This is a genomic window from Pseudokordiimonas caeni, from assembly GCF_026719705.1.
GTDB classification, from domain to species: Bacteria; Pseudomonadota; Alphaproteobacteria; order Sphingomonadales; family Kordiimonadaceae; genus Gimibacter; species Gimibacter caeni.
The window spans coordinates 662376-687548 of the sequence record NZ_JAPPRR010000002.1; the positions used below are offsets into that span (position 1 = coordinate 662376).

Annotated in this window: 25 protein-coding genes; 12 read left to right on the top strand and 13 right to left on the bottom strand. The window is 60.6% G+C overall.

Annotation, left to right across the window (positions count from 1 at the left end; all coding sequences use genetic code 11):
- Positions 1-34: 34 nt before the first annotated feature.
- Positions 35-259 (bottom strand): hypothetical protein, encoded by a 225-nt coding sequence (locus tag OU694_RS11850; RefSeq protein WP_308911216.1) that lies wholly within the window; start codon positions 257-259, stop codon positions 35-37.
- Positions 260-542: 283 nt separating this feature from the next.
- On the opposite strand from OU694_RS11850, the gene OU694_RS11855 reads away from it, so the two are divergent.
- Positions 543-1250 (top strand): PEPxxWA-CTERM sorting domain-containing protein, encoded by a 708-nt coding sequence (locus tag OU694_RS11855; RefSeq protein ID WP_308911217.1) that lies wholly within the window; start codon positions 543-545, stop codon positions 1248-1250.
- A 58-nt stretch (positions 1251-1308) separates the two neighbouring features.
- Here OU694_RS11855 and OU694_RS11860 read toward each other — a convergent pair whose 3' ends face one another.
- From OU694_RS11860 to OU694_RS11875, 4 genes are all read right to left on the bottom strand, one after another.
- Positions 1309-3150 carry a DUF885 domain-containing protein gene (locus OU694_RS11860; protein WP_308911218.1) on the bottom strand — a complete coding sequence of 614 codons (1842 nt, stop codon included), beginning with the start codon at positions 3148-3150 and terminating at the stop codon, positions 1309-1311.
- 123 nt (positions 3151-3273) lie between these two features.
- Complete coding sequence (locus tag OU694_RS11865) at positions 3274-3924, bottom strand: PEPxxWA-CTERM sorting domain-containing protein (protein WP_308911219.1); 651 nt, start codon at positions 3922-3924, stop codon at positions 3274-3276.
- A gap of 260 nt (positions 3925-4184) precedes the next feature.
- Entirely contained in the window at positions 4185-4895 is a 711-nt protein-coding gene (locus OU694_RS11870) for a PEPxxWA-CTERM sorting domain-containing protein (RefSeq protein WP_308911220.1), read from the bottom strand.
- A 380-nt stretch (positions 4896-5275) separates the two neighbouring features.
- On the bottom strand, positions 5276-5914 hold the full coding sequence (locus OU694_RS11875) for a PEPxxWA-CTERM sorting domain-containing protein (protein WP_308911221.1): 639 nt from the start codon (positions 5912-5914) through the stop codon (positions 5276-5278).
- A gap of 523 nt (positions 5915-6437) precedes the next feature.
- Between OU694_RS11875 and OU694_RS11880 the strand changes: the two genes are divergently transcribed.
- Together OU694_RS11880 and OU694_RS11885 are read left to right on the top strand one after the other, a co-directional pair.
- Complete coding sequence (locus OU694_RS11880; RefSeq protein ID WP_289504524.1) at positions 6438-6644, top strand: cold-shock protein; 207 nt, start codon at positions 6438-6440, stop codon at positions 6642-6644.
- Positions 6645-6847: 203 nt separating this feature from the next.
- Entirely contained in the window at positions 6848-7039 is a 192-nt protein-coding gene (locus OU694_RS11885) for a (2Fe-2S)-binding protein (protein WP_308911222.1), read from the top strand.
- A gap of 78 nt (positions 7040-7117) precedes the next feature.
- On the opposite strand, the gene bfr is transcribed toward OU694_RS11885, so the two are convergent.
- The gene (bfr, locus tag OU694_RS11890; RefSeq protein ID WP_289504527.1) at positions 7118-7594 is read right to left on the bottom strand and encodes a bacterioferritin; all 477 of its coding nucleotides are present in this window, start codon (positions 7592-7594) and stop codon (positions 7118-7120) included.
- A 187-nt stretch (positions 7595-7781) separates the two neighbouring features.
- Here bfr and trhO point away from each other — a divergent pair, with 187 nt between their 5' ends.
- Both trhO and OU694_RS11900 read left to right on the top strand, forming a co-directional pair.
- Positions 7782-8762 carry an oxygen-dependent tRNA uridine(34) hydroxylase TrhO gene (gene trhO / locus OU694_RS11895; RefSeq protein ID WP_308911223.1) on the top strand — a complete coding sequence of 327 codons (981 nt, stop codon included), beginning with the start codon at positions 7782-7784 and terminating at the stop codon, positions 8760-8762.
- A 251-nt stretch (positions 8763-9013) separates the two neighbouring features.
- Positions 9014-9451 (top strand): OsmC family protein, encoded by a 438-nt coding sequence (locus OU694_RS11900; protein WP_308911224.1) that lies wholly within the window; start codon positions 9014-9016, stop codon positions 9449-9451.
- Here OU694_RS11900 and OU694_RS11905 read toward each other — a convergent pair.
- Positions 9448-10140 carry a metallophosphoesterase gene (locus OU694_RS11905; protein WP_308911225.1) on the bottom strand — a complete coding sequence of 231 codons (693 nt, stop codon included), beginning with the start codon at positions 10138-10140 and terminating at the stop codon, positions 9448-9450. The two genes, OU694_RS11900 and OU694_RS11905, sit on opposite strands and share 4 nt — an antisense overlap.
- 155 nt (positions 10141-10295) lie before the next feature.
- Between OU694_RS11905 and OU694_RS11910 the strand changes: the two genes are divergently transcribed.
- Together OU694_RS11910 and OU694_RS11915 are read left to right on the top strand one after the other, a co-directional pair.
- Positions 10296-10652, top strand: a complete 357-nt coding sequence (locus tag OU694_RS11910; protein ID WP_308911226.1) for a hypothetical protein — start codon at positions 10296-10298, stop codon at positions 10650-10652.
- Positions 10653-10656: 4 nt separating this feature from the next.
- On the top strand, positions 10657-12198 hold the full coding sequence (locus OU694_RS11915; RefSeq protein WP_308911227.1) for a methyl-accepting chemotaxis protein: 1542 nt from the start codon (positions 10657-10659) through the stop codon (positions 12196-12198).
- Between the two features lie 61 nt (positions 12199-12259).
- Here OU694_RS11915 and OU694_RS11920 read toward each other — a convergent pair whose 3' ends face one another.
- On the bottom strand, positions 12260-14041 hold the full coding sequence (locus OU694_RS11920; protein ID WP_308911228.1) for an aminopeptidase P family protein: 1782 nt from the start codon (positions 14039-14041) through the stop codon (positions 12260-12262).
- A 167-nt stretch (positions 14042-14208) separates the two neighbouring features.
- Between OU694_RS11920 and OU694_RS11925 the strand changes: the two genes are divergently transcribed.
- The 3 genes from OU694_RS11925 to OU694_RS11935 all read left to right on the top strand — a co-directional run bounded on the left by OU694_RS11925 (position 14209) and on the right by OU694_RS11935 (position 18349).
- Complete coding sequence (locus tag OU694_RS11925) at positions 14209-16296, top strand: S9 family peptidase (RefSeq protein ID WP_308911229.1); 2088 nt, start codon at positions 14209-14211, stop codon at positions 16294-16296.
- Positions 16297-16379: 83 nt separating this feature from the next.
- Entirely contained in the window at positions 16380-17171 is a 792-nt protein-coding gene (locus tag OU694_RS11930; RefSeq protein ID WP_308911230.1) for a M15 family metallopeptidase, read from the top strand.
- 20 nt (positions 17172-17191) lie between these two features.
- Positions 17192-18349 (top strand): hypothetical protein, encoded by a 1158-nt coding sequence (locus tag OU694_RS11935; protein WP_308911231.1) that lies wholly within the window; start codon positions 17192-17194, stop codon positions 18347-18349.
- Between the two features lie 6 nt (positions 18350-18355).
- Here the strand turns inward: OU694_RS11935 and OU694_RS11940 are convergent, their stop codons facing one another.
- Entirely contained in the window at positions 18356-18799 is a 444-nt protein-coding gene (locus OU694_RS11940) for a protein tyrosine phosphatase family protein (protein WP_308911232.1), read from the bottom strand.
- A gap of 170 nt (positions 18800-18969) precedes the next feature.
- On the opposite strand from OU694_RS11940, the gene OU694_RS11945 reads away from it, so the two are divergent.
- Positions 18970-19599: an OmpW/AlkL family protein gene (locus OU694_RS11945; RefSeq protein ID WP_308911233.1), complete on the top strand. Its 630-nt coding sequence runs from the start codon at positions 18970-18972 to the stop codon at positions 19597-19599.
- A 112-nt stretch (positions 19600-19711) separates the two neighbouring features.
- On the opposite strand, the gene OU694_RS11950 is transcribed toward OU694_RS11945, so the two are convergent.
- Together OU694_RS11950 and OU694_RS11955 are read right to left on the bottom strand one after the other, a co-directional pair.
- Positions 19712-20341, bottom strand: a complete 630-nt coding sequence (locus tag OU694_RS11950) for a DNA-3-methyladenine glycosylase family protein (protein WP_308911234.1) — start codon at positions 20339-20341, stop codon at positions 19712-19714.
- Between the two features lie 15 nt (positions 20342-20356).
- Complete coding sequence (locus tag OU694_RS11955; RefSeq protein WP_308911235.1) at positions 20357-22033, bottom strand: serine hydrolase; 1677 nt, start codon at positions 22031-22033, stop codon at positions 20357-20359.
- An 81-nt stretch (positions 22034-22114) separates the two neighbouring features.
- Here OU694_RS11955 and OU694_RS11960 point away from each other — a divergent pair, with 81 nt between their 5' ends.
- On the top strand, positions 22115-22786 hold the full coding sequence (locus OU694_RS11960) for a nitroreductase family protein (protein ID WP_308911236.1): 672 nt from the start codon (positions 22115-22117) through the stop codon (positions 22784-22786).
- A 3-nt stretch (positions 22787-22789) separates the two neighbouring features.
- On the opposite strand, the gene OU694_RS11965 is transcribed toward OU694_RS11960, so the two are convergent.
- Together OU694_RS11965 and OU694_RS11970 are read right to left on the bottom strand one after the other, a co-directional pair.
- Positions 22790-23671, bottom strand: coding sequence for a MipA/OmpV family protein (locus tag OU694_RS11965; protein ID WP_308911237.1), 882 nt, complete (start codon positions 23669-23671; stop codon positions 22790-22792).
- A gap of 109 nt (positions 23672-23780) precedes the next feature.
- Positions 23781-25154, bottom strand: coding sequence for an MATE family efflux transporter (locus tag OU694_RS11970; protein WP_308911238.1), 1374 nt, complete (start codon positions 25152-25154; stop codon positions 23781-23783).
- Positions 25155-25173: the final 19 nt, after the last annotated feature.

Below are 25173 nucleotides of genomic sequence, written 5' to 3' on the forward strand. Positions count from 1 at the left end.
GGGTTTTCTTTGGGAGCTGTCGTGCGGGCCGGGGTCAGATGGCAGCGGGGATCCGCTGCGGCTGGCGTTGGCGGGCCTGTTCGGCCGTCTGGTTGGCAAACACCCACTGCACAAGGCGCAGCATCAAGGGCGTGTTGGCGGAAAGGTCCACCAGATGCGGATTGGTTTGCACAAGGCCGGCAACAGCGATGATCGCATTGCGATTGCCGCGTACAGCCCAGTTGATGAAATCGTCGGTGCTCAGTCCCTGATGCGCCATAAAACTACCTTACACTCACAGTCTTCTACCGTGATGAAAGCATAGGATGCGGCGCCTTTTCGGGGAAACGGCCCGACGGATTTTGTTAAAATTCGAATTTTCTTATTGAATCATAAGGAGGATTTGGCGTTTCGCTGACGCATGGCGTGAGTTGCATCTCACGTCCCCCGGGCGAATCGCTTTTTTGGGTCGGGCGGTCGCCGGTTTGATCATGGTCAACACCCGGATATCCCGGCTCGGCTATATTTCCCGCATGGATGAAGCCTATCGGGAGGCGTGAACGATGCTGGGTAAATTCGGATTGTCCGCCGTTGCAGGAATGCTGTGCTTTGGTGTTGCGGGTACAGCCGAGGCATATACCTATCAGATCACCGGCGATCTGGACTTTGCTTCGGCGGAACAGGCCGGGCTTTTTGGCCTGTCCTCGCCAAGCGGCGGAACTTTCAAGGCGCGTTTCGAGGCAGACGGGACGGCGACGACCGACGACGCCATCTATACGGCGCTTGATCCGATCACGGGGGATTTCATCTATGAAGCGATCTATGCCTTGCCGCTGACCCAGCTGGTGATCGGCAATGTGTCGCTTGTGTATCCCGACACTGGCGGCGCAGGGTCCCGGATGCAGCTGACCTTCTTTTATGAATATAGCTATATCGAATTCGGCTTCGGGACGGATATGCCGGTGCAGGGTTCTGCGGACGGGCTGGCCGTGACGAACGTCAGTCTGCTGGCGCTTGCCTACAGTGTGCTGTTTTACGACGCCAATTTTGACAGTCTCGACACATTCAACAATTTTGACATGCGCAATGGTGACATTGCCTATTCCTATGGCGACGGACTTTCGGGCATGGCTACCGCGTCGAATCTGACATTGACCATCCTGCCAGGCGGCATCCCCGAACCCGCGACATGGGTGATGTTGCTGATGGGCTTCGGCCTCACAGCCGTGATGGCCCGGCGCCGCACACGGGCCCTTCTCGCAGGCATCTGACCCGAAATAAAAAAAGGGGCGACCGAAGTCACCCCTTTCCGCATTTTTTGTCGGCAGATCAGCCCTTGGTGGCAGTGATCCAGCCGTTCACCTTTTCCTCAAGGATATCAAGCGGCAGGAAGCCGTGCTTCAGCACCACATCGTGGAAATCGGCATAGGTGAATTTGTCGCCAAGCTCGGTTTGTGCCTTGGTGCGCAGTTCCATGATCTTCAGCTTGCCGATCATATAGGCCGTGGCCTGACCCGGCATGACGATGTAACGCTCGATTGCGCCGATCGAATCGCCCTCGGGGTTCGGGGTATTGTCGATCAGATACTGGATCGCCTGTTCGCGGGTCCAGCGCTTGTCGTGAAGGCCGGTATCGACAACCAGACGGCAGGCTCGCCACAGTTCCATCGCCAGGCGGCCGAAGTCGCTGTAGGGATCCTGATAGAAGCCCATGTCCTTGCCCAGCTCCTCGGTGTAAAGGCCCCAGCCTTCCGAATAGGCGGTGAAGCCGGCCGAGCGCTGGAAGAGCGGAACGCCTTCCAGTTCCTGCGTCACGGCAATCTGGAAATGGTGGCCGGGTGCGCCTTCGTGATAGGCCAGTGCCTCAAGCTGATAGAGCGGCATGTCGCGCACATTCTTGAGGTTTGCATAGAAGGCACCGGGGCGCGAGCCATCGGGCGCGGGGCGCTGGTAGAAGGCCTTGCCGGCAGAGGTCTCGCGGAATTTCTCGACGGCGCGCACCTCAAGCGGGGCTTTCGGAAGGCGGTGGAAAAATTCCGGCGCCTTCTCCATCACCTGATCGATATAGCCCTTGGCCGTATCGATATAGAGCTTGCGGCCTTCTTCGCTGTCTTCCACGAAGAAGCGGTCGTCGGTGCGGGTGAATTCGAAGAAGTCCTTGAGGCTGCCTTCGAAATTCACCTTCTTCATGATGGCTTCCATCTCGGCGTGGATGCGCGCCACGTTATCGAGGCCGATCTGGTGGATTTCCGAAGCCGTGAGGCCGGTCGTCGTATAATCCTTCAGTTTCTGGGCATAGAAGGCTTCGCCGTCCGGGAATTTCCAGACGCCCGCATCCTCGGTCGCGATCGCTTCCTGACGGGTCAGCTCGGCGACCACGTGGTCGTAGGCCGGCTTCACATGCTCGACGAGGGCTTTTTCGGCGTTCGCGATGATGGCGGCGCGGTCCTCATCGCTCATCTCGATGTCGGCGATCTTGGTTTTCAGGTGCGCGAGCAGCACGTTATCGCTGCCGCTGTCATCGAAGGGCGCGCCCGAAACGATGCGTTCGATCGAGGTCAGAACGCGGGGATAGACAAACTTGGGCGGCAGGACACCGGCCTTTTCAGCACGAAGCGCCCTGTCTACTTCTTCGCCCATATAAGTGTCGAAGGTGGCGAGGCGAGTGACAAAGGCCTCTGCATCTTCCTTCGATTCCAAGCGGTGTACGGTGAGGAGGTGTGTTACCGGGCGGGTATGAGCGCCGTACATCTGGTTGAAGACGTAGGTGTCGTTCTTGTATTTGGCGTTCTCGATGTCGCGGTTCCACAGCTTCTTGAAGAGCGTGAGGCTGAGGGCAGACGCTTCCGGCAGGACGCTTGCGTCAAAGCCTTCAGCTTCGGCGAGCTGTGCCTTGGTCAGCGCCAGTTCCTTCTCGAACGCTTCTTCGGTCGCACTCGGCCACTTGTCGTGCTGGCTGTGGTCGCCAAGGCTTTCCTGATAGAGCGGGTTGAGCGCCAGCTGGTCCTGCATCGCCTTTTCGAAGAAGGCGTTAAGGCGCGCGACCTCGGCTTCCGATGACGGTTTTTCGGCGGCGGGTGCTGCGGTGGTGCTGTCGTTCTTCTGGGCGGCGGGCTCGCACGCGGCGAGGGCGAGAAGCAGCGAAAGCGCGCTCACAGATGTTCTGAGCATGATGGTTCCCCCATAGGTTCTGGTTGTTTGTGAGGCGGCAGCCTAAGGCAAGGAAAGCCCCGTGCGCAAACGAAAAGGGCGGCCAATGGCCGCCCTTGAACGTTCGTTTAGGCGTTTCGCGGATCAGGCTGCAGCAGCAACCGAACGGCGACGCGAAGCGATGCCGACGAGGCCGAAGCCCATGATCATCATCAGCCAGGTAGCCGGTTCCGGAATGGCCGAAACGGTAAGGCCGGCAACGCGGAAATCGGAGTTCAGGTCATGAGCCGAAATCGCGAACTTCTGGGTGCCGAGGCCGCCGTTGAAGTCATAGGGGTTTTCGCCGACGTTGCCGTCGAACAGCGACCAGCTGCCATTATTGAAGCTGTAGATATTGAAGGCGTCAGCGGCTTCCGGGAAGGTCCACCACAGGAAGCTCTCGGTCTCGGTGTTGAAAAGGCTGAGCGCGATCGACTGGGCGGTTACAGCCCAATCAAATTCGAAAACGAGGGCTTCGGTGGTGAGAAGGTCACCATCCAGCTCGTTGTCGTCCTGCGGATAGCCGTGCACGCCGAGGCCGGCAGCGTTCTGACTGACCTGGTCGGGCAGGAAATCGAGGCCGATATAGAAAAGCTCGTAGCCGGTCACGGTCACATTCAGGCCGTTGTCAGCGGTAAAGGACATTTCATTGGCAATCGAAGGGCTGCCGGTGAAATCGAAGGTATTAACAGCAGCACTTGCCGGTGCGGCGAGGCATGCGAGCGCGGCAAGGGCGCCAAGGGTTTTGCGGATCATAGTTAACTCCAACGGGAAAAATTAAAACTCAAGGTACTCGAACTAGCCTGAAAATTAACGGTTGGTTAACATGTGAAAACCATTCATCCAAGGCAGGATCGGGTAAAAGATAAAATTTGAAATAAAATTGCCAGTTGTGACGGTTCACCGCCCACAATCTGTTTCAAAATGGGGCAAAAAGAGAAAGGACGGCTCCCGGAGGAACCGCCCTTCACACGGATCAGGCTTGGCAGCCGTTGATCTTGGACCGTGATTGCGGATCAGGCCATGGAGGCAACCGAACGGCGGCGCGAGGCGATGCCGACGAGGCCGAAGCCCATGATCATCATCAGCCAGGTGGCCGGCTCCGGGATACCGCTGGTGATGGCCGAAACGGTCAGCGACTTGATCTTGAATTCATCGTCGCTGTCACTGGCGCCGACGCCGAACTTGTCGGTGACCCAGCCGGAGTTGAAGGCATAAACCGCAACGCCGTTGCCGTTTACCGAATCAGGGTTGTAGTTGGTGCCGAGGTTATCCCACGGGTTGCTCGAGAAAAGCGTGAACTCGTCATTGCCTTCCTTGAGATACCAGCCGGACTGGTGGCTCCATTTCCATTCAGCATCCCACATGGAGAACTGGATTTCTTCAAGCTCGACTTCCTGGTCGAAGGTGAAGATCAGAAGGTCGTTGCGATTGTCGCCGTCGACTTCATGATCGGGATCTTCGTCGCTGTCCCACTTGCCGGTGTCGGTGTCCCAGTCAACACCGAGACCCGGGCTGTAATGGCCAACGGCCGGGGTGACATAATACTGGTTAACGTTGTCGCCATCGAAATAACCGGCAGTCACGGTGAGACCGATGCCATCTTCACTGAAATACAGCGAGGTGGTGCGGGTGTTGCCGCCGCCGGTGAAATCGAAGGTGGTGGCACTGGCCGGCACTGCCATCAGGGCAGTCAGGCCGATTACGCTTAAAGTTTTACCAAACATGTTAGCCTCCTGAGCCCGGTTCGGGCTTGTATAGTTACGAATGGATACTCGAACAAAAGTCTTGATTAACTTTCTGTTAACATTTGCGGGCAAGACGAGCAAAGGGAAGATGAGGCACCTTCAGCTTTTGAAATAAAATTAGCTGAAATTGAATATTGCCCGCTTCATTGTGTCTCATTCTGGTACGAGTCCCCGGAGAGTGGCTCTGAGCGGCGAGTCTGGCCGGGTCTCCATGGCTGCGAATCAGTAATGGCTCATTATATGACAAAATGTGGTCGACTTGATTTTTAGTTCTGGCCAATGTCTCGAAGCCGGAAGGACAAGAAAAAGCGGCCCCGGTTGCGGGGCCGCTTCTTGACTGGCTCTGATATGTCCAGCGATCAGGCGCGGACGAGGCCGGTGCGACGGCGCGAGGCGATGCCGACGAGGCCGAAGCCCATGATCATCATCAGCCAGGTGGCCGGCTCCGGGATCGCACCGCTGACGGTCAGCGAGTAAACCTTGAAGTCATCATTATGGTCGGTTGCCGTGATGGCGAACTTGTTGGTCGTCAGGCCGCCGCCGAACCCGTATGGGTTGTCGGTGTTTTCGCTGCTGACGAGCGACCAGCCGCCGTTGCCATTATAGATGTCGAACTCGTCATTGGTTTCGGGGATATACCACCACAGGAACCATGAGCCTTCGGTGTTGAAGAGCGAAAGCGAGAGGGATTCGAGATTGACCGACTGGTTGAATTCGAAAACGAGCGCGTTGTTGGCAAGCGTGCCGTCAACATACGGGCCGTCAGCGATGCCGAGGTCCACACCAAGGCCGTACCCGCCCTGATAGACCTGGCCATAGTCATAGATATCGCCGCCGAAAGCATAGCCGGCCGTTGCTGTCACGGTCAGGCCGTCGGTGGGGCCGAAGGTGTAAGACGGAGCATTACCGCCGCCGCCCGCGAAATTGAAAGTCGTTGCGCTGGCTGGCAGTGCGATTGAAAAAGCAACTGCCAGAGCGCCAAGTGCCTTGCTAAGCATGTTGGCCTCCCAAAGGGGTTAAGGGTATCTGCAGTACTCAGGAAATCGTGATCAGATTAACAGTATTTTAATAAATTTCAACTCTCTCGCTATGCGATCAACGTAATGTTTTCTTAAGTTTCCACTGCGCGCAAAAAATGGACATTTAATTACAATTTATGCTGTGGGTGAATGTCGCGGGATGGCTATGTGTTAATTTTTGTTAACTGTCTGAAAGGGCGGCCGGTTCGGCCGCTTTTTGCCTGCCTGATGCAAAAAAGTAACGGGTGCGGGCCTCATGCACACGGCAAAGTGAATCCACTTGCACTTATCCACAGTCCCGTTAACAATATTCGGGCATTCGAGGATTGAGACGGCTTTTACGAATGCGAAGACATGTCCTAGGCTCTGCTGGCGACTTGGCACTTTGCACTAACCGGAAATCGTCCCCAAGGAACGCGGGTGCACTTTGACGATCCGGCATCGGAAGTTGGCATCAGGGCCGCTTCCCATTGTCCGGCACAAGGCCTGAAAGGACGCTACAATGGCTACCGGTACTGTAAAATGGTTCAACGCCACCAAGGGTTTCGGCTTCATCCAGCCGGACGAGGGCGGCAACGACGTGTTTGTTCATATTTCTGCGGTTGAACGCGCTGGTCTGAAAGGCCTGCGTGACGGCCAGAAGATCCAGTATGAAATGGCGGAAGACCGCCGCGGCCGCATGTCGGCTGATTCGCTGCAAGTTCTCTGATCTCGCCGCACATATTGAATTAATGGAAGGGGAGGCCGGGGCCTCCCTTTTTTTTGCCCGTTGCCGAGATTCTTTTCCTGACAATCACTTGCAGGACGCGGCCATATCGTGCCGCAATTCGCCATCCTGATCCGCTTGACGACCTTCCCTTGTTCCGCTAATGACTTTGAGAAACATTCGCATAACAAGAGCGGTCCAGACCCATGTATGTGTGCCTTTGTAACGGTTATACAGATAAAGACATCCGCCAGGCGGTAAGCGCCGGCGGTGTGCAATGCGCTGACGATGCCTACAAGGCGCTTGGCGGGTCCTTTTGCTGCGGCTGCTGCCGCGACTGCGCCAACGAGATCCTTGATGAGGAACTTCCGAAGGTCAGCTATCTCGCGGCTGAATAGCGCGAGCGCCAAATACAAGAAACAAGGGCCGCAATCGCGGACCTTTTCTTTTGTTGCTGCTGCCCTATAACCCGCGCTTCAGCTTGCCGATTTCGATTGCAGCAGCACGTAATTCTCGAGGCCCATCTGCTTGATGAGGTCCAGCTGCGTTTCCAGCCAGTCGATATGCTCTTCCTCGGATTCGAGGATACGCTCCAGAAGCTCACGGCTGCCATAGTCCTGCACTTCCTCGCAATATTTGATGGCGTCCTTCAGATCGGTATGGTTTGCAATCTCCATCTTGAGGTCGCAGCCGAGCACTTCCTTGACGTCTTCGCCGATCATCAGCTTGCCCAGGTCCTGCAGGTTCGGCAGGCCATCGAGGAAGAGGATGCGTTCGATGAGCTTGTCGGCGTGCTTCATCTCGTCGATCGATTCCTCATATTCATGATGACCGAGCGACTTCATGCCCCAGTTATCCAGCATGCGGGCATGCAGGAAATACTGGTTGATGGCCGTCAGCTCGTTCTTGAGGATGACATTCAGATGTTTGATGACGCCGGGGTTGCCCTTCATCGCTCTTCTCCGCACTTTTGAGTTGTCCGCAGTATAGACCCACCGCAGCGCACAAAAAAGAAAGATCCTTGCAAATCAATCGCATGAGCGCATTTTGTCGCACTCGCTACCGCTGTCTTGCAGGATGGGCCTGCGAGGTTTATTCAATGCCCTCGGAAATGCACACCCCCGGAAGGGCCTGACTATCATGACAAAAGCTGCAAACGATCCCGGTTATCTTGTTGCTGCCCTCTACAAGTTCGTCGCGCTGGATGACTGGCGCGATATGCAGCCACGCCTGCAGGCGGCGGGCGAGGCAAAGGGCATCGTCGGCTCGCTCCTGTTGGCGCGCGAGGGCATCAACGGCACCATCGCGGGGCGCGCGGCCGATCTTCGGGCATTTCTGGAAAATGACCTTCTCGTTGATGCGCGCCTCGCTGGCCTCAGCCTCAAGGAAAGCCATGCGGCCGCAAAGCCTTTCCGGCGGCTGAAGGTGCGGCTGAAGAAGGAAATCGTCACCATGGGGGTCGATGGCATCGACCCGCGCCAGATTGTCGGCACCTATGTGAAGCCTGCTGACTGGAATGCCCTGATCGATGACCCGGACGTGGTGGTGATCGATACGCGCAACGACTACGAAGTGGCCATCGGCACGTTCGAGGGGGCGGTGAACCCCAACACCAGATCCTTCCGCGAGTTTCCGGCGTGGGCGAAAAACTATCAGGGCCTTCACAACAAGCCGAAGGTTGCCATGTTCTGCACGGGCGGCATCCGCTGCGAGAAATCAACCGCCTGGATGAAGGAACAGGGCTTTGACGAGGTTTATCACCTTGAAGGCGGCATCCTGAAATATCTGGAGGAAGTCCCGGCCGAGGAAAGCCGCTGGAAAGGCGAATGCTTTGTGTTTGACGAGCGCGTCTCGGTTGGCCACGGGCTGAAAACCGGCGACTATACGCTCTGCCGCGGGTGCCGCCGGCCGCTGTCGGCGGAGGACCGCGCTTCGCCGCTTTATGAGGAAGGCGTCACCTGCCCGCATTGCCATGACGAGCTATCGGACGACCAGAAGGCCCGCTTCGCCGAACGCCAGCGCCAGATGCGCAAGGCGCGCGAGGAAGGTTATGTCCATCTGGGGGCAAAGCCGGATGCGGCCGAAAAGAAGGAAACCGCAGCGGATAAACCGCGCGGCTGAGGTGCCTTCGGTGCTTGGTTCAGGAAGTGGCCGCTGTCGTGTCCGGGCCGGGTCGGAGAATTCGTTAAATATGGCTCCTTGTTCTTGAGGAGACCCTAGCGGGTCGCGGGCCCGCGTGCATGTGCCTTGCGATGAACGGACAGCGCCTTGCGATCAGCCGAATCTGCATCCCGCTGATCTATGGGCTGGAAAGACCGCCCGCCCTGTGGCAGATCAGGGACGAGTGATTTCAAGATTCCGGAGCAAATGGCATGAGCGACACCCCGCGCAAGGCCCGCGTCAAATGGGCGGGCGACCTGACCTTCATCGGCGAAAGCCCCTCGGGCCATTCTGTGGTGATGGACGGCGGCGCTGATTCCGGCGGCCGTGACCATGCGATCCGCCCGATGGAAATGCTGCTTCTTGGCATGGGCGGCTGCTCCAGCATCGATGTCATCCTGATCCTGAAAAAGGCCCGCCAGAAGGTCGTCGACTGCTGGGTTGAGCTTGAAAGCGAACGCGCACCCGAGCCGCCGCGTGTTTTCACCAAGATCCATGCGCATTTCGTCGTCGTTGGCCACAATCTTGATGACAAGCATGTGGAGCGCGCGATCCAGCTTTCGAAGGAAAAATACTGTTCGGCCTCCGTGCAGCTCGGTGCCCTCGCCGACATCACCACAAGCTTCGAGACCCGCGCCGCCGAGGTTTAGGCAAAAGCAATTGCCTCTTCAGCCTCAATCAGCGTCAACGGGCCGCCGTAAACGCAGCCTGTATCGATAAAGAGCGCGTTGCCGATGCGCTTCGGTGCCTTGATGGGCGTGTGGCCGTGGACAGACAGCGCCACCGCCGGGTCATCCGGTGCGTCGCGCTCGCCGCGGATCGTGTCGCGAGACCAGATCAGCAGGCAGCGGAAGTCCGCTTCCCCGATCGTTTCCTCCATGCAGCGCCAGCCGGTGGGCGGCGGTTCGGCGTGGGTTATGCCGATGGGTTTGCCGCCCGCACGTTCCAGCCGGATCGCCGTGGGCAAGGCCTTGGCAAGCGTCAGCGCTTCTTCCTGCTCGGCAAGCCCAAGCCCCGTGAACCAGCGACCACCGTTCGCATACCAGAAGGCAGCGGCTTCCTCGTCATCGCCTGACTCCAGCATCATGATCTCATGATTGCCGCGCACGGCGAAAAACCACAGCTCGCGGGTCAGCCTTAGGGCGGCAAGATTGTCCGGCCCGCGGTCGATCAGGTCGCCGACCGATATGATCCGGTCCCGCGATCTGTCGAACCCAGCGGCCTGCATGGCGGCGGTCAGTTCATCCACCATGCCGTGCAGGTCCCCAAGCAGGAAATCGCGGCCGGCCCGGTTGGGCGGCAGCGTCTTAAGATGGGGGCTGGCATCTGGCGCTGACATGGAGATGATCCCGAAAGCCTTCCTGTGCGTAAAACCATCATAACGCAAAGCGGCCACCAAGTTGAGACATAGCGCCGCAGTCCCGTTTTCTTCGCGTTAAGCCTTTTCTACTATAAAAGGGCTTGGGCGATGGGGGTCGCTGGTCCGGAGTGTGTGTGCTGATGCTGAAAGCCTCTGCAGTTGCTGCGGCTACTTTTCCTCGCGCCTGCCAGACATGGTTCTGGGTCGGGGCCTATATATTCTCGGGCTTCGTCGGGCTTCTCGTCCTTCTCACCAACCCTTCGGACAGCAAGCGGCTTCTCCTGGTGCTTGACCACGGTGTCGAGGCCCAGACGGCGTGGCTGCTTCTGGATGATCTGGACGCAGAGCTGGTCGCTGTTATCGCCCCCCGCGTCATTCTTGTTGAAAGTACACATCCGATCCCACCCGCCAGGGCGCGCGCACGCGGTGCGCTTCTCACCTTCGACGGCTCGGCCCTTCGTGGCTGCGGGCCCGCGACATTGATGGATTGATCCCATGCTTGACAAGATTCGCTCCCAGTTTTCCCGTTGGCTGATGCTGCTTCTGTGGCTGCATGTACCTGTTGTGGCGCTTGCTGCCTTCCTTGTGGCGCCCGAAGGGCGCGGCGTGGCCGGAGAGATTGCATTCTCTGTCTTCCTCTGCCTCGGCCCTACCCTCGCTTACTGGAAAGCCGGTCATGGGTCCCTGTTCCGTTATCTGTTCGTCAGCGGTTATGTGCTGATGGCAGCCCTTCTGGTGTTCGTCTTCCGGGGGCATCCGTGGCAAATCGACATCCATATGTATTTCTTCGCCGCCCTGGCAATCGCCGCTGCGCTTTGTGACTGGCGCGCGGTGCTGCTGGCGGCGGGGGTGACGGCAGTGCATCACCTGCTGCTCAATTTCCTGGTGCCGGCGTGGGTCTTTCCCGACGGGGCTGATTTTGGCCGTGTGATCCTGCATGCTGTTGTCGTGGTGCTTGAAACCGTCGCCCTTTTCCTGCTGATCCGCAAACTTGAAGCCGCCTTCGAGCTTGGCGAGGCGGCCGAGAAAGCGGCGCACGACGCAGCGGCACTTGCGCAGGCTGAAGCTGAAAGCGCCCGTCAGGCGCAGATTGCCGCCGATGCGGCCCGTACCGAGGCAGAGGAATATGCCCGCGAGGCCGCCCGGCTGAAGGACGAGGCGACGGCCACCTTCGAGGAAAGCCAGACCCGCCGCCGTGCGGAACGGCTGAAGGTTGCCGAGGAGCTTGAGGCTTCCGTCCGGGGGCTCGTTGAGGAAATCCGCACGCTTGCCGCGTCACTCGGCAGCCGGTCGGGGGAACTTGCCAGCGAAGCCTCGACAGCGGATACGAGCGTGCAGCAATCGTCCGAGGCATCCCGCATGGCGGCGGCAAATGTGGGAACGGTAGCGGCCAGCACCGACGAAGTGGCGGCAGGCATCAGCGAGATCTCGCGGCAGATCAATGCGAGCGCCGGGGTTTCGAATTCGGCAAGCGAATGCGCCGAGCGTGGCCGAGCCTCGATCCAGACGCTGGTGGATTATGCCAACGAGGTGGCAAATGTGCTGCAGATGATCAGCGACATTTCGGAACAGACCAACCTCCTTGCCCTTAACGCCACCATCGAGGCCGCTCGTGCCGGCGAGGCCGGCAAGGGCTTTGCCGTGGTGGCAAGCGAGGTGAAAAATCTCGCCGGGCAGTCGGCCACGGCAGCGGGCGATATCGCCAAGCTGGTCGATTCGATCAAGGCTGCCTCTGAAGGGGCCGTTGCGGTGAACGATGAAGTCGCCCGTTTCATGGAACAGATCAGGTCCAACATCACGTCGGTTTCGGCGGCCATCGAAGAACAGACGGCAGCGGTCAGCGAAATTGCCCGCGCGGCGCAACTGACGTCCGAAGAAGTGGGGCGCACCGACGACGCCCTGCAACGGATCGGGACGCTTGTGGGCAAGGTGCGTCAGTCGTCCGATGAAACACGGGGCACGGTCGATATGCTCGGCGGCAAGGCGGATGAACTGGCTGCCAGCCTTTCCCGCGCGCTCGCCGCCATGCGTACCTGAAAGAAAAGGCCCGCGCAGGGGTGAACCTTGGGCGGGCCTTTGCTTTTTGCGGAATGACCGGTCAGGCGGCGAGGGGGGCCGTGGCAGCTTCGAGCCAGGTCCGGGCTTCTTCAGCGATCAGCGGCGCGATGCGGCTGCGCACTTCGGCATGGTAGCCATCGAGCCACGCGATTTCGGCGGCCGACATCTGGGCGATATCGATGAGGTTCTTGTCGATGGGCGCCCAGGTGAGGTTTTCGAAGCCGAGCATCGGCCATTCGGTATTGTCGCCCACCGGCTGCACCATCACCAGATTCTCGATGCGGATGCCATAGGCGCCGACCTTATAGTAGCCGGGCTCGTTCGACAGGATCATACCTTCGGCCAGTGGCACATCGGTGCCGAACTTGGCGATACGCTGCGGCCCTTCATGCACCGAAAGATACGAGCCCACGCCGTGACCGGTGCCATGGTCATAGTCCACTCCGGCTTCCCACAAGGGGCGGCGCGCGATGGAATCAAGCGCCCGGCCCGGGGTGCCGATGGGGAAACGGGTCTGGCTCAGGGCGATATGGCCGCGCAGAACCCGAGTGAAGCGGTCCTTCATCTCGGCTGACGGTGTGCCGACGATGATGGTGCGGGTGATATCGGTGGTGCCATCCAGATACTGGCCGCCGCTGTCGACGAGATAAATCTCGTCCACCTTGATCGGACGGTTGCTTTCTGCGCTCACGCGGTAGTGCGGGAGGGCTGCGTGCGGGCCGGCGGCGGAGATGGTGTCGAAGCTCTTGTCTTTCAGCATGCCCTGCTTCTGGCGGAAGGACCAAAGCTTGTCGGCGGCTTTCAGCTCGTCAAGCCCGCCTTTCGGTGCCTCGACCGACAGCCAGTGCAGGAACTCGCTGACCGCCACGCCGTCGCGTACATGGGCGTCGCGCGCCCCCTGCTGCTCAACGCGGTTCTTGCGTGCCTTCATCAGTACGCAGGGATCTTTTTCCTCGATCAGCTTGGCGCCTGCCGCCTTCAGGGTCGCGAAGACCTTGGCATTATTGGTGGCGCGGTCCACAAGGACCGCCTTGCTGCCCATGGCCGCCAGGGCGGGGTAGAATTCGTCGCGCGGGCGCAGGCGTACGCCGTTCCCCAGATGGGTGCGCAGGGCGTCCGTCACCTTGGCTTCGTTGATGAACAGGTCACCCGTACCGTCGGCATTGAGAAGCGCGAAGGCGTGGGTCACCGGCGTGTTCGAAACATCCGTCCCCCGGATGTTGAATGCCCATGCAACGCTATCAAGCATCGTGATGACAGCAGCGTCGGCATGCGCGGCCTTGAGGTCAGACGCGATGCGCGTGCGCTTTTCAGTAGCGGATTCGCCCGTATAGCCCTGATCGTGGCCAACGGCGGGGGCAAGCGGTGCGGCGGGCTGGTCTGTCCAGACAGCATCGATGGGGTTGCCGTCCACCGCGACAAGCTCGATCCCCTTCATGGCGAAGGCCTCGCGGGCGAGGGCTTCCCAGGCCACGGTTGCCAGTTCCTGATCGTAGCCGATCTTCGCTCCCTTCGGCGCTTTCTCGACCGCCCACTTCAGGAGCGGGAATTTCTCGAAATGGTGGCGCTCGATATATTTGTCGTCCACTTCCTCGGCAACCTGCACCGTATAGCGTCCATCGACGAAGATGGCGGCCTTGTCGAGCAGCACGACAGCATTGCCGGCCGAGCCGTTGAAGCCGGTGACCCATGCCAGCCGCTGCGCATAGGCACCGACATATTCGCTCATATGCTCGTCGGTCAGCGGGATGATGAAACCGTCAAGGCCGCGCGCTTTCAGCTCGCCGCGCAGCGCCTCGAGATGGGCAGGATTGGTCGCCAATGTCCGGACTCCTTGGGGGACTTTTTCTCTGCCCGCTTTCTCGCAAGCCCGGCGGCTTTTGGCAAGGGGGCGGCGTGCGCCCATCCGGGGGGTCGCGCTTTACAGAGGGTAGGCTGCGGGGGTAGGGATGAGGGATATTTCCCCTTCAATGCCCGGATACCGACGCCATGCATCACCAGCTTCTCGCCCCCGAAAGCCCTGCCGCCCCGAAGGCGGAGCGCCGCCCGCACAGCGTCACCCATCACGGCGTCACGCTTGAAGACCCTTATGCCTGGCTCAAGGACCCGACCTATCCGGAGGTGAAGGACGAGAGTATCCTTGGATATTTGCGGCAAGAAAATGATTATTTCGAATCCGTAATGAAACCCTATGAAGGCCTGACCGAAACCCTGTTCGCCGAGATCAAGGGGCGAGTGAAGGAAGACGATGCCGGTGTGCCTTGGGCGGAAGGAGCCTATGATTTCTACTGGGCCTTCGCGCCCGGCGCCCAGTACCGTACATGGTATTACCGCCCGCGGGCGGTAAGTCCGTTCGCTGAGGGCGACTGGCAGGTGCTTCTGGACGAAACGGCAGAGGCCGGCGAGCGGGAGTTTTTCCGCCTCGGCGCGCTCGCCGTCAGCCCCGATGGTCGCTATCTGGCCATGAGCGCCGATACATCGGGCGCCGAGCGATTCGCGATCCGGGTGAAGGACCTCACCACCGGCCTCTGGCACGATACCGAGGTTGAGGAAAGCTCGGGCGAAGTGGTGTGGACGAGCGATTCGTCGGCCTTCTATTTCGTGCGTGTTTCCAAGGAATGGCGGCCCTTCCTCGTCTGCCGGCAGCCGCTGAAGGGCGGCAAGCCCGTGCCGCTGTATGAGGAAAAGGACGCCAGCTTCTTCGTCCATATCGCCGAATCGTCCTCGAAGGCGCAGATGGTGATTCGAATCAGCGATCATGTGACGGCAGAGGTCTGGTCCGTGCCGCTGGCGGCTGAAACGCCGAAGCCCGTCTGCGTGTCGCCCCGCCGCACACACCATGACTATTTCGTCGATCATGGAGTGGATGGCTTCTATGTGCGGTCCAACAAGGATCACAAGAATTTCGGCCTCTATCGCACCGATGATGCCGCGGCCGGCGAGGCCGCGTGGGTGCCGGTGCGTATGGGCGACGACCGGCTTTATATCCACGGCTTTTCGCTCTTCAAGGGTTTCACTGTCCTTGAGGAACGCGAGGAAGGGCTGGACCGTATCCGCATTCTGGCCGCAGGCGGCGAGCATACGGTCGATTTCCCCGAGGACGTGGCCGAAGCCGCGGTTGGCCACAATGCCGAATATGACCAGCCCTTCGTTCGGCTGGCCTATTCAAGCATGATTACCCCCGCGACCGTTTATGATTATGACGTCGCCGCGCGCGAGCTGACCGTGCGCAAGGTGCAGGAAATCCCTTCAGGCTACGACCGCGACGCCTATCACACCGAACGGGTGATGATTGAGGCGCGCGACGGCACACTGGTGCCGGTCAGCCTTGTTTACCGCAAGGACTGGATCCGCGGCACGGCCGCCCCCTTGCATCTATATGGCTACGGCGCCTACGGCCTTGGCATGAGCCCCAGCTTCTCGGCCTCGCGTCTGTCGCTTCTGGACCGCGGTTTTGCCTATGCCATCGCCCATATCCGCGGCGGCGATGAGCTCGGTTATGGTTGGTATGAGGCCGGCAAGCTTGACCACCGCACCAACACCTTCAACGATTTTGTCGATGTGGCGAAGGGCCTGATCGCTTCGGGCTACACCACTGCCGGGCATATCAGCATTTCGGGTGGCAGCGCGGGCGGCGAGCTGATGGGGGCGGTGGCCAACCAAGCGCCGGAGCTGTTCAGGGCCGTGGTGCTGCATGTGCCGTTTGTGGACGTGCTCAATACCATGCTCGATGCCGACCTGCCGCTCACCCCCATCGAATGGCCAGAATGGGGCAATCCGATTGAGGACAAGGCAGCGTTCGAAACGATCCGCAGCTATTGCCCCTATACGAATATCGCGGCGAAGGCCTATCCGCCGATGATGGTGACGGGTGGGCTGAACGATCCGCGCGTCACCTATTGGGAACCGGCTAAATGGACGGCCAAGCTGCGCGCCACCAAAACGGATAACAATCTGCTCGTCATGAAGATCAACATGGGCGCCGGGCACGGCGGCAAGTCAGGTCGGTTCGAGCGCCTGCACGAAGTCGCCGAGGAATTCACCTTCGTCCTGATGGCCTTCGGCAAGGCGGACTAGGACGCCTCCCTTGTTGCACTGCCCGTATTGCTTGCCTAAAGTTGCGGCGCAAGCGTCTGAAAAACCATGTCCTGCAGGCTGTTATGACATCTGATCCTACCGAAAAGCCGATCATGCATCCGGGCAAGGAAGTCTCGACGAGTGACGCGTCCGGGGTCCGGTTCGAGGTCGATCCCGCCACGAATGCCGAAGGGCTGGTGGATGCGGCCGCGGCAGGGTTCCGGGTATGGCCCGTTTATGCCCGCTTCACCGCATGCGATGCTCCCTATTTCGGGACGTTCGACACGGCGCTTGATACCGTCTGGGTCCGCGAGGGGCTGGTTGACCGGTTGCGGACGGCGGATGCAGCGCTTGCCCGTGAAGGCCTCGCCCTGCAGCTTCTGGATGGCTACCGGCCGATTGCCTTCCAGCGGGAGCTCTGGCGCTGGTTCCTGGCGGAAGCTGCCCGCCGCACGGAGAAGCCCGAAACGGACACCGAGACCATCCAACTGGCGCAGCGATATTGCTCGAACCCCGCAATCTTCAAGGAAGATGACCCGACAAGCTTTCCGCTGCATTATAGCGGCGGTGCGGTGGATGTGTGGCTTGTGCAGCGCGAGGATGGGTCACCTGTCGACATGGGCGGTATTTTCGATGACCCGAGCGATGTCAGCACCACGACATGGTTCGAGGACAGGCCGTGCGACACAGCCGCGGACAAGGCGGCGCGCCGTCACCGCCGGCTGCTGTTCTGGGCGATGATTGACGCCGGTTTCGTCAATATGGCGTCCGAATGGTGGCATTATGAATATGGCAGCCGGACCTGGTGTCAGGCGCTGGGGTATGACCGGCTGCTTTATGCGGCACCGCCCGGGGGGCTTCCGGGGGCGGACTGAACGAACGGATTGGGGGCAAGATGAGCACGGACGCGCAAACGGACCGGTCCTATCTCGGGGCCTTTGTCACGGTTCTTTCGGCAACGCTGATACTGGCGCTGCTGAAATATTACCTGATCGATCAGGGCTATGTGGCGCCCGACAGCATCTTCGATTATCTCCTCGGCATCGTGGTGGACGGCCTTGTTGTTGTCGCCGTGCTTGAAATCCTCCTGCGCTATCAGGACAGCAACCTGATGCGCCGGGTCATTGCCGCCTCGATCACGCAGGTGCTGACTGGCAAACTCAAGGCGCTTGATAAGGAAGTGCAGAACACGATCGTCAAGGAATCGATCAACAGTCGCCTAGGCGACCATTATGGCACCATCCTTTTCAACGAATTCATCCAGCCCTATATCGGCGGCTACAAGCATTACCGCGACAATTTCCATTACAGTGTGAAGTTCAAGGGTATGACGGCTGACAGCATGCCGGCTATCGAAGGCGCTGGCAGTGCCTTCGTCTCAGCCCTTGCAGCGAACACCGACCGCTATAACTGGAACGTCCAGAATATCCGCTACATCCGCAAGGGTTATACAGACGGGACGGCGGCAGCGGGCTTCGTTTCCGTCCATTTCTATTTCAGCGACGATGATCTCGAACGCTCCTTCCGGCGCGACGATGTTTTCATGCGCGAAGTGCTGTCGCTGGATCCCAAGGAGCGCGAAGCCCTGCATGAGCTATTGAGCGACGAAAAGGCGCTCGAAGCCGTGATACGGGATGTTTTCTGCTTCCGCGCATGGGGTGTTGAAAGCCAGAAGCCGCTGACCTTCACCGTCGTCGGGCACAAGGGCACGCTGACGAATGTGACCTTCATCGAAATTCAGGTGGAAAATGAAAGCGGCCATCTCGAGGGCTCGGGCTGCGAGATCGAGTTCCGCATGCCGTGGCTGAAGGAATCCACCAAGTTTGTGATGATGCTGCCGGTGCCGACCACGCCGGGGGCGCAGCTGCGGTTCGAAAAGACCGAAAACCAGCGCGACCTCAGCATGACGTCTTTCCTGTCACAGCTTGATCACGATTGCTACACGACCCGCATCTTCCCGCGCACGGGCTCGGCCACCGAAACGATCGAGATCGAAACCACGAAATGGACCTTCCCCAAAAGCGGGGTGGTCTATCACTGGCGGCAGGTCTGAGGCCTGTCAGGCCTCCATCGCGCGCAGGTTTTCGAACATCGCGGCCATGGGGGCGAGGTCATAGCCGGCCGCTGCCCCGCGTTCGATCAGCTCGTCGGTCGAAAGCCCCTTCGTATAAGCCTCGGCCATCGCCCAAAGCACGCAGGAGCGCGTGCCGGAGCGGCAATAGGCCAGTACCTTCGCGCCGTCTGCTTCCTTCAGCGACGCCGCCATTTGCTGCACGGCATCCAGCGTGAACTGCCCCGAAGCAATCGGGATCAGCACCAGCGGGATGCCCTTGGCGGCGGCATGGGCCTTCAGTTCGGCCAGCGGCGGCTGGCCCGCTTCCTCGCCGTCCGGCCGGTTGCAGATGATAAGCTTCACGCCGTCGGCGGCGGCGCGGTCGATATCTTCCTCGCTGATCTGCGGTGCGACGCTGATCAGGTCGGTCACTTGATGGAAATCGGTCATGGTTGCCCCCTTGTCACTCAACACCGCCGCATTGTTCCGGCTGCGACAAGCTGACGCAACTGAAATTGATCTATCGCAAAGGAAAACGGGGCAAAAAGGCGCTTTATGCGGGCATTGAAACGGCGCCGGCTGCCTCCCCAATGGCGGGCGCGAAGTCAGGGAGACGTATAATGACCCTTTCCGCAAAATTCCTTTCGGGTGCGGCCCTTGCCGCGATGCTTGTCTCGGTGCCTGCCGCTGCAGACGCCGGTGACTGGATGATGCGCCTGCGTGGCATCTATGTGAAGCCGGACGACAGCGCCACCATCAGCACGATTGGCGGCACAAGCGATGTTGGCAGTGAATTCACGGGCGAAGTCGACTTCACCTATTTCATCACCGACAAGTTCGCGGCCGAACTGATCCTCGCCACGACCAAGCATTCGGTGGCGGCTGTCGATACTGCGCTTGGCGATGTGGACCTCGGTTCCGTGTGGCTGCTGCCGCCGACCCTGACCTTCCAGTATCACCCGCTGGCGGGCGAAAAGGTCAGCCCCTATATCGGCGCCGGTGTGAACTATACCTTCTTCTATAACGAAGATGCGCCGGGCGGCACGGTCACCGCGATCGACTACAAGAACAAGTTCGGTCTGGCGGCCCAGGCTGGCGTGGACATCGCGATGGGCGAGAAATGGTTCATCAACTTCGATGTGAAGAAGATCTGGCTCAACACCGATGTATCGCTCAATGGCGGCGCCATCACGGCCGATGTTGACATCGACCCCTGGATTTTCGGCGCGGGCTTCGGCTTCCGCTTCTGACCCAAGGCCTTATCCCTGGCAAGGGGGTCGCCCTCCTCAAGCACCCCCTTACCCCCTGGGCGCCAGTTTCCCGTCTACCCCGGGAACGGCGCCCGATCTTTTGGGGGCAATGTCAAAGCGGCGCGTTCGAATAATAATGCCAGGCGAGCAGGGCGACGGCACTCCTGTATGGGCGCCAGCGTTCGCCGATCTCATCCAGCGCCTTCGGGGTCGGGCGGTCTTCGTGCCCGATGATGCGGCCTACGCCGACGCGCACCGCAAGGTCATCGACGGGCCACACATCCGCCCGACCGAGCGCGAACATCATATACATCTCGGCACTCCAGCGTCCCAGCCCCTTCACCGCAGTGATCACCTTCATGGTGTCCGCATCCGACATGTGCGGCAGGGCGTCGAAATCGAGCCGGCCTTCCATGATCTCCATGGCAAGGCTGCGGGCATAAAGGATTTTCTGGCGCGACAGGCCGGCGCCGCGCAGGGGCTCGTCTTCGAGCGCCATCAGGGCGGCGGGCGACACACCATCCGTCATCAGGGCATAGACCCGTTCGCGGATCGTCGCGGCGGCCTTCACCGAAAGCTGCTGGCCGGCGATGACGGAAAGAAGCGTCTTGAAGCCATGCTCGATACGGCGCTCGTTCGGAAAGCCGACAAGCTCCACAGCGGCGGCGATGTGCCGGTCTTTCCCGGACAGGGTTTCAAGCATCGAGCGGATATCGGCCGCTGTCAGGGCATAGTCGGTCATGGGGTCGTGTCTTTCTCAGGTGGCGCTGAAACTGGAGGCAAGCCCCCAGACGCCTGCGAGGATAACGGTGGCAAGTCCGGCAAGGCCAAGCACAAGGAGGTGAAATCTCGTGAGAAGGTTCCTCGGCGGCGCCGGGTCCTTCAGGAGTGCGAGCATCATGAGCGTGAGGCCCATGGCCGCCAGAAGTCCGGTGAAAAGCACGATCCGCGCGCAGGTGACAAGCCATGGCATGTCCCAGTCATAAAGGGCGGGTGCCCAGAGGAACCATTCGCCCGCGACACCAGCGCCAAGCAACAGAAGGGTGACGGCCGACAGCGTGCCGGTGAAGCGCCAGCCCCGGTGGACGCGCACGCGCCGGAAGGCGATCCCGCTGATCAGGATGGGCAGGATGAGCGCGAGCGGCCACAGGGCATAGCGTGCCTCGGCCGTGGGCGCGACGCGCTCGTAAACCCGGCCGTCCAGAACGAACCGGTCGAAAGGCGCGGCGGGGTCGAGCGCCAGCACCTGCCCGGCTCCGGTTTCCCAGCGCCAGCCGTTGCGGGAGGCAATTGAAACGCGCACGTCGGCATCAATCTGGAGATACCCTCCCCCTTCCACCGGGGCATACAGACCAAGGACCGGCTGCAATACTTGCCGGAATCGCGCCTGTAGCGATGGATTGGGCGTTTCGGGCCGGGCGCGAAAAAGGCCGTCCACCGACTGCAGCCGGGCAGGCAGCACCGGGTCCGCGAAGGTTACATCCGGCGCTGGCGGCACGAAGCTGGCGGCGACCATCATGGCAAGGCTGCCGATATTCACTACAGGCGTGCATGGCTCGACTGGCTTGAAAATCAGGGTCAGGTCAGCGTCTGGATAGGCGGTGAACGTGACGCCGCAGCCGGGCAGGCTCATGAGATAGCGCCGACCCTGCGAGTGCCGCAGCATCAGGCCGCTTGTCCGCCCGTCCGGCGACAGGGGTATCGACCAAGCGAGGTCCGCAGTCAGGGCATCGAACAGCTCGGGCGAAAGATAGCGCCCCGCCGCGGCATCGCGGTTGCGCGTCAACAGCCGGGCGAGGGTGGCGACCAGCCGGTTGCTGCCCTTCGCAGCAAGGACGGCAAGCTGTGTCTGCGGGCCGTCCCCTGCTTGCCAGTCAGCGACTGTGAGGCCAAGGGGTACGAGCACTTCGTCGCGCATGATATCGCCAAACGGCTTGTCGGCGGCGGTTTCCACAATGGCAACCAGAAGCGCCCAGCCGGCCACATCCTCGCGCGGCCAGATCCCCGGCGGGTCGCTGCGTTGCAGATAGGGGTCGAGCTTGGCCGTTTGTCCGATATAGGGTGGCACGGCAAAGCCGCCGGTTTCGGCCATCAGCTGGCGGGCTGTCGGCCAGTGTTCAAACAGGAAGCGGTCATGCAGGCCGGGATAGAGCGCCTTCACGGGCGCGTCGAGGTCGAGAAGGCCCCTCTCCGCCAGCCGAAGCGCGCTGAGCGTGACGAGAAGGCGCGAGGCGGGCCCGAGGTGGAGCATGTCAGCCTCAGCCCCTAGGTGCAGCGTGCGCGGGCCGTTCACATGGGCGACACGGCCTTCCAGGCCGGCGTCTGCGATCAAGGCATCCAGCGCATCGGCGGGCACGACAACCGACTGGGCATGGACGGCAAGCGGCATCAGGGCAAGGCCGACGCCCGCCGCCAGCCCCCGCAACCATCGCATTATCGTTATTCTGGAAGCCTTTGACATGGTCTTCCCGCTGCCCTTAACTGCTGAACCCATCCTTAAAGGAGCCCTTCCATCATGACAAAGGCGAAATACCATCCCCTTACAGGATATCAGCGGATTCCGGACGCCGATATGGTGGCGCGGGCCGAGGGATTTTTTGAGGAAATGGCCCGCCGCCGCACGGTCCGCGACTTTGCACCCGATCCTGTGCCGCGCGCGGTGATCGAGGCCGCAATTGCAACAGCGGGCCGGGCTCCGTCGGGTGCGAACAAGCAGCCGTGGCATTTCGTTGCCGTTTCAAGCGCCGATATCAAGCGCCGCATCCGGGAAGCGGCGGAGGAAGAGGAGCGCGCCTTCTATGGCGGCCGGGCGGGTGACGAATGGCTGGCGGACCTCGCGCATCTCGGCACTGACGAACACAAGCCGTTTCTTGAAACGGCGCCGTGGCTCATCGTCTGTTTCAAGGCGCTGTACGGCGAGGACACGGAGACCGGCGCGCGCGAGACCAATTATTATGTCCATGAAAGCGCGGGGATTGCGTGCGGGTTCCTGATCGCGGCCCTGCACCGGGCAGGGCTTGCCACGCTCACCCACACGCCGTCGCCGATGAAATTCCTGTCGGAAATCTGCGGCCGGCCGAAGAACGAGAAGGCGATGATGATTATCGTGGCCGGTCACCCGGCGCCGGGCGCCGAGGTGCCGGTGATCACCAAAAAACCGCTTGGGGAAATTTCGACCTGGCTTTGAGGCCTAGAATTCGAAAGTGAGCGCGGAGCCGACCACAGCCTGCGTGCGTGAGCCCACGCCATTCGCGACCAGCGGGCTTTCAGCCGCGCTGCTGACAAGCCGGCCGAGCGAGACGATGCTCACGACCCGTGCGTGCTTGGTGACCCGGTAGGCGGCGATACCGGTAAGGCTGACTTCCGAGAAACCGGCCGAGGCCGAGAAGGCGGGCAAGCCGAAGCCCGACCGGTCGCTTTGGGCGCGGGTAAGGCCGAATTCGGTCTGGGCGGCTTTCCGCGAAATCGCCTTGGCGCGAGCGGCAACGCCTATGAGCCATTTTTCGTCCCGGTAGACACCGTGCCCGACCGTGAGGCGCACCGTGCGGCCAAGGGCGGACGAGAGCGCCTGACTCATTTCAGCCGAAATCAGCAGGCTCTTGGTGTGATAGCGGGCAAAACCGCCGACCTCGACCGTATTGTCGATATCGCCGAGCCCCTCAAGGGCGGCATTCGCACTTTCATTGCGGCCGAAGCGGTAGCGGATCAGGGGGCCGGCTTCAAAACCGCCGCTCCGGTAGGCGGCATAGGAAAAGCGGGTGCCATCCAGCCGCCACACATCTTTGTAGCGTACCTCGATGAGCGGCAGGGCATGCAGGCGGTAATTATCCGACCCGGTGTAATCCGGCACGAAGCCGAGGCCAGCGCCGAGCCTGAGGGTCAGGTCTTCGGGGCGCTCCTCGGGCGGCCAAAGGTCATCAATGCCTTGCTCGACCGCTTCGACGGCACTTTGCAACCTGTCTGTGACAGAGAAAGTATCGTCGGCCGCACTGGCACTGCCCGACTGCCCGAAACAAAGGGTGCCGAAGCAAAGGCTGAAACAGGTTATCTCACGTCCCACTCGAAACCGCATGACAGGGATCCTCCACTGGAGTTCGATCACGGCTCGTCATGCCTTTAGTCAGCCAGAAATGTGTTAACAGTGTGGAAAAACCGTGCAAAGGCGCGGGCAGCCTCGGGTTTCAGCGGTTACCGGGCCGCAGCAGCCAATGGAATCGGGCCAGTTGCAGCACCCACGAGACGAAACAGCCGATGATCGTGCCGATCATCAGACCCTTCAGGCCGAGCCCGGCCGGGAAGGCGAGCAGCCAGCAGGCGGGCAGCATCACCCCCATGAAGGAGATGGCCTGCAATAGCGTCGGCCACCATGTTTCCTTGAAACCGCGAAGGAGCGACGAGACGACCATCTGGGCGGCATCGAACACCATCCCGAAGGTGAAGAAGATGGTCAGCGGCACCAGCATGTCGATGATGCGGGTGTCGTCGGTGAAAACGCCAAGCGCGGGTTCGACGAAAATGAAGATGAGCCCGGTGAAAATCCCGGTCACCGTGAAATTGAGCATGATACCGGACACACCGGCCAGCAGTGTGTCGAACCGGTCGCGGCGGGCAAAGGCGATGCCCACGCGCACACTGGCGGCAACGCCGATCCCGATCGAGATCATGTTGGGCAGGCCGATGATCTGCCAGGTTACGCCCTGGGCGGCGAGCGGCAGGGTGCCAAGCCAGCCGGCAAAGATGGCGAGCCCGCCAAAAGCCACAACCTCGGCCGCGATGGCGACGGCAGCGGCATAGCCGACCATGCGCTGGTCGGCCCAGTCTCGCCAGCGCTGGCCGTGCGGTTCGCGCACACCGAACTCGCGGATCGCCGGGCTCCACCAGACATAGGCAAAGGCAATGGCGCCAAGGAACCAGCGCACGGCGGTGGAAGCCCAGGCCGACCCTGCAGCGCCCATTTCGGGGAAGCCGAAGCGGCCGAAGACCATGCCATAATCGAGCACGAGATTGACGATGTTGGCGGCAAGCATCAGCCAGAAGCCGATCTGGCCGCGTTTCACGCCCTCGAGGAACATGGTGCAGCTGAGAAACAGGAGATGCCCCGGAATGCCGAGCCCGAGGATGCGGATGAGGTTGCCCGAAATCCTCGCATCCTCTTCCGATTGGCCGAGCATCGTCAGCCACAGCTCTCCCGGCCAGGTGGCGGCGGCGATGATCACACCCGACCAGATGGTGAAGGGGATGCTGCGCCGCCAGACGCGGCCGCAGGCCTTCAAATTATCCCCGCCAAACTCGTTCGCGGTGAACACGAGGATCGAGGACATCAGCCCGATCCCGACGACAAGCGCGAACATGATGACCGACTGGTTGGCGAGATTGAGCCATGCCAGATCGCGCGTCGCATAATGGCCGACGATGGCGGTATCGACCATCGCAAGGCCCAGAATACCGATCCGCATCAGTACCGCAGGCGTGGACAAGCGGAACAGTTCGCCGAAATGGCGCTTGAACCGTTCAAGGACCCAGGTCCTCTCTCTTGCTTCGTCGGGTTTCCACATGATGCCGTCGTGCGTTAGG